This is a genomic window from Streptomyces sp. NPDC051921 (assembly GCF_040680975.1).
In the GTDB taxonomy this organism is placed as follows: domain Bacteria; phylum Actinomycetota; class Actinomycetes; order Streptomycetales; family Streptomycetaceae; genus Streptomyces.
In genome coordinates, this window is the sequence record NZ_JBFAXU010000029.1 from 84,453 (window position 1) to 94,306 (window position 9,854).

A 9,854-nucleotide genomic window follows, 5' to 3' on the forward strand; every position below is an offset into this window, starting at 1 on the left:
GTGGGCACCGGAGGGGGCGCGTCGGGGGCCTACGGGGTGCCGGTCAGCAGCCGCCGCAGTTGTAGTAGGTCACGTCCCAGTGGTTGCCCTCGTCGGCGTAGACGTTGCCGGAGCCGGACTTCCACTGCGGGGCGCCGTCACCGCGCAGGCCGATGTAGGTGAAGGTGTTCTTGATGTAGTTCCCGACGCAGGTGTACTTGCTGTAGTCGAGCTTGTAGCCGTTCCAGTGGGAGTAGGTGCCGCTCGCGTGGCCGGTCTCGGTGCCGCCGGTGATGTTGAGGGCGCAGCCGCTGGCCCGCTTGAGCGTCTGGGCGCCCTGGGCGGTGGCGAGGTTGAGCTGCTCGAAGGACGTGCAGGTGGAGTTGTAGCGGTCCGAGCAGTTGCCGGACGAGGACCAGGTGATGCCGACCTCGCGGAACATCGAGGTCGCGGTGGCGTGGCTGATCTTGGTGACGGCGTGGGCGTCGGTCGCGGTGGACAGGACGCCGAATCCGGGGGCGAAGAGGGCGCCGAGGACCAGGGCGAGGGCGGTGAGGACGGAGCGGAGCTTCACAGTGCCTCCTGCTGGTGACCGTGCGTACGGATGGGGACGGCTGTGCACGTGGTGCTCGCGGGAGATGGTGGCGCATGTCTACGCGCGTTCGCCAGAGGGCGTCGGGGCCCGAACGGTGCCGTTCGGGTGAACATCCCGCCGGGACGAACCCAGAGATGTTGAAACTTGAACGGAATAGGTCTATGGTCGTTCTCGTTGAAGGTTCAACAAAGCGCGGAATCCCCCGCCGCGCACCGTCCCCAAGGAGCAGTCATGGGCCTCTTCAGCCGCAAGAACAACGAGTCCGCCGTCGCCGTCGCCACCCTCCCGGTGGACCCGGCCCTGGCCGCCCTGACCGGCGACTACGCGATCGACCCCGCCCACAGCAGCATCGGGTTCACGGTCCGCCACGCGATGGTCACCAACGTCCGCGGCAGCTTCGCCGAGCACGAGGGCACGCTGACCCTGGACGGCTCGAACCCGGCCGCCTCCTCCGCCGCCATCGCCGTCAAGATCGCCTCCATCGACACCGGCATCGCCGACCGTGACGGGCACCTGCGCAGCGGTGACTTCTTCGACGCCGAGCAGTTCCCGCTGATGACCTTCCGCTCGACGGAGGCCGAGCAGCTGGGCGGCGACAAGTACCGGATCAAGGGTGACCTGACCATCAAGGACGTCACCAAGCCGCTCGCCATCGACCTGGAGTTCAACGGCACGGCCACCGACGTCTACGGCAACGAGCGGGTCGGCTTCGAGGGCTCCGCGGAGATCCTGCGCTCCGAGTGGGGCCTGACCTGGAACGCGGCCCTGGAGACCGGCGGCGTCATGGTCAGCGACAAGGTCAAGCTGAACTTCGACATCTCCGCGATCAAGAACGCCGCCTGAGCCTTCCGCCCCGGGGGCCCGCCCGGCCCCGACGAGCGCGCCCGCCTCTCCGCACCAGCGGAAGGCGGGCGCTCGGCGTCGCCGCGGGACAACCCCGGCCGGGCCGCCCGTCCACAGCGCCGACCCCGCCCCCAAGCGCCGAAGGACGCCGGGAACCGCTGGTTCGAGAGGATTGTCAGAGGCGGTCGCTAACGTCGCCGGCATGGAACTCCGAATCGACAGCGGTGTGTTGACCGATGCCGTGGCCTGGGCCGCCCGTGTGCTGCCCGCTCGCTCCCCCGTGCCCGTGCTCGGCGGGCTGCTCCTGGAGGCGGCGGACGGCCGGCTGCGCGTCTCCGGACTCGACTACGAGGCCTCGGCCCGGATCGAGGTGGACGCCGACACCCTGCGGGACGGCAGAGCCCTGGTGCTCGGGCGGCGGCTGCTCGACATCTGCAAGGTGCTGCCGCACGGGCCCGTTGCCTGCGCCGTCGACGGGGCCCGGCTCTCGGTGACCGGCGGTGGGGCCCGGTTCGGCCTCTCGCTGCTCCCCCTCGACGACTACCCGGCCCCTCCCGCGCTGCCCGCGTTGCGCGGCGAGGTGGACGCGGCCGCCTTCGCGGCGGCCGTCGGGCACGTGGCGGTGGCGGCCGGCCGGGACGACTCGCTGCCGGTGCTCACGGGGATACGGCTCGGCCTGGACGGCACGACGATGACGCTCGCCGCCACCGACCGCTACCGCTACGCCGTGCGCACGCTGGAGTGGAAGCCGGAGGCCTCCGCCGCGGGCGCGGCGGACTCCGTCGACGTGGTGGTGCCGGCCCGCCGGCTCACCGAGATCGCCCGGTCCCACGCGGCCGCGGGAACGGTACGGCTGGCCCTGGACGCGGGATCCCTCGGCTTCGAGAGCCTGTCGTGCCGCACCACCACCCGGCTCATCGACGGGCGCCTGCCGCGGCACGACAAGCTCTTCGCGCTCGGCGAGCACGCGCTGGCCGTGACCGAGCGGGCCCCGCTCCTGGAGGCCGTGAAGCGGGTCGCGGTGGTCGCCGAGGGCGACAGCCCCGTCCAGCTCGCCTTCGACACCAGCGGCGTCCATCTGCAGGCCGGGTACGAGGACGACGTGGCCTCGCAGCGGCTGCCCGCCACGCTGGCCGGCGCCGAGTCGATGACGGTGGCCTTCAACCCGGGCTACCTGCTGGACGCGCTCGCCTCGTTCGAGGCGGCGGAGATCGGCCTGCGGCTCCTCGGCCCCGGGCAGCGGGCGCTGATCACGGACGCCACCGACGGCGGCGCGGGCACCCACCGCCATCTGCTGATGTCGGTGAAGCCCCTGGTCTGAGGCGGACGGGGGTCAGAAGCCGCCGCCCCCGTCGAATCCGCCACCGCCGTCGAATCCGCCACCGCCGCCGAAGCCGCCGAAGTCGTTCGACCCGAAGTCGCCGGAGCTGAAGTCGGCCCCGGAGACGTCGCCGCCCTGGAAGTCCTGGAAGTCACCGCCGCCGTACTCGGCGGCGTAGGCCGGGGTGGAGAGCATCGAGCCGAGCAGGGTGCCCGCGAGCAGGCCGGGCAGCATGCCGCCGCCGAAGTAGCCGCCGGCCCACGGTCCGTACGCGGGGCCGGCTTCCCAGTACGGGCGGCGGCCGCTGTCGGTCTCGACCGTACGGGCCATCGGGTCGAGCCCGTCGTCCAGGCGGGCGGCGTCGGCGGCGCAGACCGGGACCTCGCGGGGCGGCCCGCCGGCCGGGGCCCAGGTGCGGTCCTCGACGGCGGGGCCGTGGCGGGGGTCGAAGAAGCAGGGCGGGCGCCGCTCGGGCAGCGCGCGGCCTTCGCGGCGGGCGGCCAGGACGGCGAGCGAGAAGCGCCCGTCCTCCAGCGCCTGGGTGACCCGGCGCACGTCGTGCGGGCGCGCGGCCGAGCCCATCAGCGACTTGGCCTGGTCGTACGCGTCGAGGGCGCGCTCGTAGTCGCCGCGCATGGCGTCGTCGGCGCCGGCCTCGGCCGGGTGGAAGTCCAGCCGTTCCAGCTCCTCGCCGAAGGCGGTGATGTCCTCGTCGACGACGACCCGCAGCCGGTCGAGGGCCTCGCGCTCCTCGGCCTCCTTGCGGCGCCTCTTCTGCCGGACGACCGTGTAGGCGCCGGCGCCGCCCGCCACGAGGACCGCGCCGAGGGTGATCAGTCCGCCGACCGGGACGCCCGGGTCGGAGCCGGTGCCGACCGAGCCCCAGGAGGCCGGGGCGGAGCCGCGCATGGTGGGCAGGGCCTGGTCGACGAAGTTGTTCAGCTCGGTCGCGGCATCGACGCCGGGCTGCCGAACGGCGGTGACGAGGTTGTCCACGGCGTCGCGGGACATGACCGAGCGGTCGGCGCCCGCGTCGAAGCCGTCGCCGAGGCGGACGGCGTAGAGCCCGGTGATCCCGGTCTGGGTGCGCAGGTTGCGCAGCAGATTCTCGGGCGGGAACTGCGCGTTCGCGGGCAGCACGGCGACGAAGAGCGGCTTGTCGGCGTCCTTGATCTTCTGTGCGAGGGCGTTCGCGTCGGCCGTCGAGAGCTGGCCGGCGGCGCCCGGGTCGACGTAGACCGGGCCCTGCTTCAGAGCGGCGGCCGCGTCGGGTACGCCCGTGGCCCTGGCCCCCGCGGACGGGGCCAGGACCATGAGCAGCATGAGCGCGAGGCCGGCGAGGGCCGACCACACGGAAATCGCCCTGGTCCTCATGGTTCGACGCTACCCGAAACAACGCCGAACCGGACATAGTGGGCGCATCCGCTGCGGAGCCGGCCGGTACGGGACGACGCGGCCGGTACGGGACTACTCGGCCGGGTCGACGCCCGCGCGCAGCAGGCCGTACGTGTAGGCGTCCTCCAGGGCCTGCCAGGAGGCGGCGATGACGTTCTCGCCGACGCCGACCGTGGCCCACTCGCCGTTGCCGTCGCTGGTGGTGACCAGGACCCGGGTCGTGGACTCGGTGCCGTGGCGGCCCTCCAGGATGCGGACCTTGTAGTCGATCAGCTCGAACTTGGCGAGCTGCGGGTAGATCCGCTCCAGGCCGACCCGCATCGCCCGGTCGAGGGCGTTGACGGGACCGTTGCCCTCGGCGGTGGCGACGATCCGCTCCCCCTTCGCCCACAGCTTCACGGTGGCCTCGTTGGCGTGGGTGCCGTCCGGACGGTCCTCGACGATGGCCCGCCAGGACTCGGTCCGGAAGTAGCGGCGCGGCCGGCCCTCGGCCTCCTCGCGGAGCAGCAGCTCGAAGGAGGCGTCGGCCGCCTCGTAGGTGTAGCCCTTGAGCTCGCGCTCCTTGACCCGCTCGACGACCCGGGCGACCAGTGCGCGGTCGTCGCCGAGGTCGACGCCGAGCTCCTTGCCCTTGAGCTCGATGGAGGCGCGGCCGGCCATGTCGGAGACCAGCATCCGCATGGTGTTGCCGACCAGCTCGGGGTCGATGTGCTGGTAGAGGTCGGGGTCCACCTTGATGGCGGAGGCGTGCAGGCCCGCCTTGTGCGCGAAGGCGGAGACGCCCACGTACGGCTGGTGGGTGGAGGGCGTGAGATTGACGACCTCGGCGATGGCGTGCGAGATCCGGGTCATCTCGGCCAGCGCGCCCTCGGGCAGCACCTGCTTGCCGTACTTGAGCTCCAGGGCCGCGACCACGGGGAAGAGGTTGGCGTTGCCGACCCGCTCGCCGTAGCCGTTGGCGGTGCACTGCACGTGGGTCGCGCCCGCGTCGACGGCGGCGAGGGTGTTGGCCACGGCGCAGCCGGTGTCGTCCTGGGCGTGGATGCCCAGCCGGGCGCCGGTGTCGGCGATGACGGTGGCGACCACGGCCTGCACCTGGGCGGGCAGCATGCCGCCGTTGGTGTCGCAGAGGATGACGACGTCGGCGCCGGCCTCGTGCGCGGCACGGACGACGGCCTTGGCGTAAGCGGGGTTCTCCTTGTAGCCGTCGAAGAAGTGCTCGCAGTCGACGAACACGCGGCGGCCCTGGGAGCACAGGTAGGAGACGGTGTCGCGGACCATCTCCAGGTTCTCGTCGAGGGTGGTGCGCAGCGCCAGCTCGACGTGCCGGTCGTGCGACTTGGCGACGAGGGTGATCACCGGGGCGCCGGAGTCGAGCAGCGCCTTGACCTGCGGGTCGTCGGCGGCGTTGCCGCCGGCCCTGCGGGTGGCGCCGAAGGCGACGAGCTGCGCGTTCTTGAACGCGATCTCCTGCCGGGCGCGGGCGAAGAACTCGGTGTCCCGCGGGTTGGCGCCGGGCCAGCCGCCCTCGATGAAGCCGACGCCGAAGTCGTCGAGGTGCCGTGCGATGGTCAGCTTGTCCGCGACGGTGAGGTTGATGCCCTCGCGCTGCGCTCCGTCGCGCAGCGTCGTGTCGAAGACGTGGAAACTGTCGTCGACGCGGCCGGCGTCGAGACGCGGGCTCTCGCCGTTCTCCGTGGTCATGACTGTGATGGCTCCTGTCGGATGTGGCTCCGGAAGGTCTGGATCCACTTGCCCCCATTCTCACGCGCTGTCCGTTTCCGGCGATGGTGGGGCCGCAAAACGAAAAAACCCCTCGCGGGTGCGAGAGGTCTGCGCGCGGGTCTGGGGCACGGTGGCCGCCTGCGTGGGGGTCGTTCCACGCCTCAGCGGTCACTGCGGACCGGCGCGCCGCTGCCGATAATCATGGTGGTAGCAAGCACGTCGGCAGTCTGCCACAGCCGCCCGAGTGACAGGAGCGCAGTCTCAGGATGCGGGCGGCGGGGCGGTGGTACGGATCGCCCGCGTGAGCACACGACCCCCCTCCGGACCACCGTCGGGGCCGCCCTCAGGGCCGCTCCGCCACCCGCCGCCACCCGAACCCGACCCGGAGCGCGGCTCCGGGGCGAACCGCGGCCCGGCCCCGCCCGCCGAGCCTCCGACCCCGTCGGCGCCTCCGCCCTCTCCCCCGCCCGGAGGCGGTGGCCGCCGCCGCGTCGCCCTGTGGGCCGTCGGCGGGGTGCTGGTGGCGGCGGCCCTGGGCGTCGGCCTGGTCGCCCTGCTGGGCGGGGGCGACGATGGCGCCACGACGGCGCACTCGTCGAGCCCGACGCCGGCCGTCCCGTCCCGCGCCCAGGCCGCGGCCCTGGGCCCGCGCGCCACCGACGTCCTCCAGAAGCTCCACCAGCGCCTCCGGAACGCCCGCGCGAGCGCGAGCTCTTGGAGGGCGTCCCGCCGTGGGGTTCAGACCGCGGGGGCCGAGGCCTTCTCCTGCTCGCCGGCCTGCTCCGGCGCCCCGGGCCGGCCCACCCGCCCCAGGTCGATGTCGCGGGTCTCGCGCATCGTGACGTAGACGACGAGCGAGACGGCCGCGCAGCCGGCGACGTACCAGGAGAAGCCGGACTCGATCCCGGCGTTCTTGAACCACAGGGCGACGTACTCGGCCGTGCCGCCGAACAGGGCGTTGGCGACGGCGTAGGGCAGGGCGACGCCGAGGGCGCGCACGCCGGTCGGGAAGAGCTCGGCCTTCACGCAGGCGTTGATCGAGGTGTAGCCGGTGACGACGACGAGCGCGAGGAGGGAGAGGCCGAGGGCCGGCCAGAAGGAGCCCGCGTGCCGCAGCATCGTCATGATCGGCACGGTGAGGAGGGTCGAGCCGACCGCGAAGGTGATGAGCAGCGGGCGGCGCCCGATCCGGTCGGAGAGCCGCCCGGCGAGCGGCTGGAGGCAGGCGAAGACGATCAGCGCGCAGAAGGACACCAGCGTCGCGGTCTGCTTGGGCAGTCCGGCGGAGTTGGACAGGTACTTGGTGAGGTACGTGGTGTACGTGTAGTAGGCCACCGTGCCGCCCATGGTGAGCGCGACGACGAGGAACGCCTCGCGCCGGTGCGCCCACAGGGCCTTGAGGGTGCCCTTGTCGCCGCCCGCGACGCCGGAGTCGGCGCTCTCCTCGTACACCTCCGTCTCCAGCATGGTGCGGCGCAGGTAGAAGACCACGGCCGCGCCGAGGGCGCCGACGACGAAGGGGATGCGCCAGCCCCAGCTGTGCAGGGCCTCGGTGGACATCGTCCGCTGGAGGACGATCTGCAGGCCGAGGCCGAGGATCTGGCCGGCGGTCATCGACACGTACTGGAAGCTGGAGGCGAAGCCGCGGTGGCGCGGGGCGGAGGCCTCGGTGAGGTAGGTGGCGCTGGCGGCGTACTCGCCGCCGACGGAGAGCCCTTGGAGCAGCCGCGCGACGAGGAGGACGGCGGCGCCGCCGTAGCCCGCCACGGCGTAGGTCGGCGCGGCGGCGATGAGCACCGCGGACGCGGACATCAGCGTCACCGTCAGCGTGAGGGCCGCCTTGCGGCCCTTGCGGTCACCGACCCGGCCGAGCAGCCAGCCGCCGACTGGGCGCATGAAGAAGCCGACGGCGAAGATGCCGGCGGTGTTCATGAGCTTGGCGGTGTCGTTCCCCTCGGGGAAGAACGCCCCCGCGAAGTAGGTGGCGAAGCTCGCGTACACGAACCAGTCGAACCACTCGACCATGTTGCCGGCCGAACCGACCCAGATCTTCTTCCAGTGCTCTCGTCCCATGGCCCCGAACCGTGCCGGAGACGGCCGGGGAACAACAAGGGTGCACGGGGCAACGATCAGGAGTACTTGCGTACCTAAAGATCACGGAAGCAGGGTTTCGGCGACGAACTCCCTTACGTGCCCGAGCACTTGATCGCGTCCCGTTCCCGGGATGCCGACCGCCACATGGACGCTGAACCCGTCGAGCAGGGCCCGCATCCGGTGCGCGGTCCGGTCGGGGTCGACGGCCCGGAACTCCCCCCGCGAGACGCCTTCGGCGAGGATCGCGACGAGGTCGCGGTGCCAGGCCCCCTCGATCGCGGCCTGCCGGGCGCGGGCGTCGTCGTCGGCGTTCTGCGAGCGGTTCCAGACCTCCAGCCACAGCGTCCAGTGCGGGTCGCGCGGCCCGTCCGGCACGTACACGTCCACGTATCCGTCGAGCCGCTCCCGTGCGGTCCCCGGCCCGGACAGCAGCGCGCTCCGCTCGGCACCGAGCCGCCCCTCGCTCCACTCCAGGGTCTGCAGCAGCAGCTCGTCCTTGGTGCGGAAGTAGTAGAGCAGGTGCCCGCTGCTCATGCCGACCTGCCGCCCGAGCCCGGCCATGGTCAGCCCGTCGAGCCCACGCTCGGCGATGGTGTCCATGGCGGCGGCCAGCACGTCCTCGCGGGGTGGTGCGGCCTGGTTGCGCCGGCGGGGGTGGGGGGTCGGGTGGCTGCTCTGACTCACTCGTACGTTCTACAGGATCGGCGCGCGTCCGGATCGGGGGGCGGACGGCGGACGGCTCTGGATGACCGGCGGGCGGCCCGCGGACGGGCCTGGATCACCGGCGGGCGGCCCGCGGACGGGCCCTAGATGACCGGCGGGCGGCCGAGGCGGCTCATGCGCCAGACCGTGGTCCAGCTCATGGGGCGGCGGGCGCCGCCGGAACGGCGGACGCCTTCGAGGAAGCCGCCGAACCAGGCGCGCAGGCCCGGCAGGGAGCGGGTGCGGGCCAGCGTGAGGAGGGTCCAGACGCCCAGGTAGACGGGGACGAGCGGGACCGGGAGGTTGCGCTTGGCCAGCCAGACGCGGTTGCGGGCGGTCATCCGGTAGTAGACCGCGTGGCGGGCCGGGCTGGTCTTCGGGTGCTGGAGGAGCAGCTCGGGCGCGTACCGGACGGTCCAGCCGGCGTCGAGGGCGCGCCAGGCGAGGTCGGTCTCCTCGTGGGTGAAGAAGAACTCCTCGGGCCAGCCGCCGATCGCGTCGAGCATCCGCATCGAGAGCCCGTGGCCGCCGCCGAGGAAGGTGGTCACCTCGCCGCCGCGCATCGGGTCCGACGCGCCGATCCGCGGCACGTGCCGCCGCTGGGTCTCGCCGTTCTCGTCCGCGATGCGGAAGGAGACGATGCCGAGCGCGGGATCGGCCTCGTACAGGTCGGCGAGCCGCCTGAAGACGTCGGTGTCGACGAGCAGGCCGTCGTCGTCGAGGTCCACGAGCACGTCGACGTCGCCGAAGGCCCGGAGCGTCTCGATGGCGACGTTCCGGCCGCCGGAGACCCCGCGGTTCTCCGGCAGCTCCACCCCGTGCACGCCCTCGGGGAGCTCGGCGAGGGATCCGACGCCGTTGCCGATCACGACGACGCGGGTGGCCGGCTCGTCCTGCCCGGCCACGGAGTCGAGCAGGGCCCGCAGCTCCTCGGGGCGGTTGCCCATCGTCAACACCGCCACACCCACACGCGGTCGCGCCACGGCCCACTCCGTCCTTCACCGAACACCGAACACCGAACACCTGACCTCAGGCTCCGCGATGCTAGCGGCCCGGCGGCACCTCTCGTTCACGCGGAGGGCACCCCCCGCATGTCCGGTGTCCACTCGGGCGGCTCCGGGGCCGGGCCGCGCCCCGGCCGGGCCCCGTCCCGGCCGACCTGCGCCGGCCCTCGCGCGGCCTCAGCCCCCGGTCCCGGAG

At 72.9% G+C, this 9,854-nt stretch carries 8 protein-coding genes; 2 read left to right on the forward strand and 6 right to left on the reverse strand.

Annotated elements, in window-relative coordinates; genetic code table 11:
- Window positions 1-43: 43 nt before the first annotated feature.
- Window positions 44-553: a hypothetical protein gene (locus tag AB0M16_RS31565; protein WP_365349029.1), complete on the reverse strand. Its 510-nt coding sequence runs from the start codon at window positions 551-553 to the stop codon at window positions 44-46.
- Between the two features lie 252 nt (window positions 554-805).
- On the opposite strand from AB0M16_RS31565, the gene AB0M16_RS31570 reads away from it, so the two are divergent.
- Both AB0M16_RS31570 and dnaN read left to right on the forward strand, forming a co-directional pair.
- Window positions 806-1,417, forward strand: coding sequence for a YceI family protein (locus tag AB0M16_RS31570; RefSeq protein WP_365349031.1), 612 nt, complete (start codon window positions 806-808; stop codon window positions 1,415-1,417).
- Window positions 1,418-1,619: 202 nt separating this feature from the next.
- Complete coding sequence (gene dnaN / locus AB0M16_RS31575; RefSeq protein ID WP_365349033.1) at window positions 1,620-2,738, forward strand: DNA polymerase III subunit beta; 1,119 nt, start codon at window positions 1,620-1,622, stop codon at window positions 2,736-2,738.
- Between the two features lie 12 nt (window positions 2,739-2,750).
- On the opposite strand, the gene AB0M16_RS31580 is transcribed toward dnaN, so the two are convergent.
- The 5 genes from AB0M16_RS31580 to AB0M16_RS31600 all read right to left on the reverse strand — a co-directional run bounded on the left by AB0M16_RS31580 (window position 2,751) and on the right by AB0M16_RS31600 (window position 9,637).
- Entirely contained in the window at window positions 2,751-4,112 is a 1,362-nt protein-coding gene (locus AB0M16_RS31580; protein ID WP_365349035.1) for a hypothetical protein, read from the reverse strand.
- Window positions 4,113-4,205: 93 nt separating this feature from the next.
- Window positions 4,206-5,837, reverse strand: coding sequence for a citramalate synthase (gene cimA / locus AB0M16_RS31585; protein ID WP_365349037.1), 1,632 nt, complete (start codon window positions 5,835-5,837; stop codon window positions 4,206-4,208).
- 759 nt (window positions 5,838-6,596) lie between these two features.
- The gene (locus tag AB0M16_RS31590; RefSeq protein WP_365349039.1) at window positions 6,597-7,931 is read right to left on the reverse strand and encodes an MFS transporter; all 1,335 of its coding nucleotides are present in this window, start codon (window positions 7,929-7,931) and stop codon (window positions 6,597-6,599) included.
- An 81-nt stretch (window positions 7,932-8,012) separates the two neighbouring features.
- Window positions 8,013-8,552 carry a TetR/AcrR family transcriptional regulator gene (locus AB0M16_RS31595; RefSeq protein ID WP_365349052.1) on the reverse strand — a complete coding sequence of 180 codons (540 nt, stop codon included), beginning with the start codon at window positions 8,550-8,552 and terminating at the stop codon, window positions 8,013-8,015.
- A gap of 206 nt (window positions 8,553-8,758) precedes the next feature.
- Window positions 8,759-9,637, reverse strand: coding sequence for a glycosyltransferase family 2 protein (locus tag AB0M16_RS31600; protein WP_365349041.1), 879 nt, complete (start codon window positions 9,635-9,637; stop codon window positions 8,759-8,761).
- Window positions 9,638-9,854: the final 217 nt, after the last annotated feature.

Excerpts from the sequence above, each read along its gene's own strand:
- cimA (WP_365349037.1), bottom strand. The coding sequence starts at position 5,837 with ATGACCACGGAGAACGGCGAGAGCCCGCGTCTCGACGCCGGCCGCGTC.
- AB0M16_RS31590 (WP_365349039.1), bottom strand. The coding sequence starts at position 7,931 with ATGGGACGAGAGCACTGGAAGAAGATCTGGGTCGGTTCGGCCGGCAAC.
- AB0M16_RS31595 (WP_365349052.1), bottom strand. The coding sequence starts at position 8,552 with ATGGACACCATCGCCGAGCGTGGGCTCGACGGGCTGACCATGGCCGGG.
- AB0M16_RS31570 (WP_365349031.1), top strand. The coding sequence starts at position 806 with ATGGGCCTCTTCAGCCGCAAGAACAACGAGTCCGCCGTCGCCGTCGCC.
- dnaN (WP_365349033.1), top strand. The coding sequence starts at position 1,620 with ATGGAACTCCGAATCGACAGCGGTGTGTTGACCGATGCCGTGGCCTGG.
- AB0M16_RS31580 (WP_365349035.1), bottom strand. The coding sequence starts at position 4,112 with ATGAGGACCAGGGCGATTTCCGTGTGGTCGGCCCTCGCCGGCCTCGCG.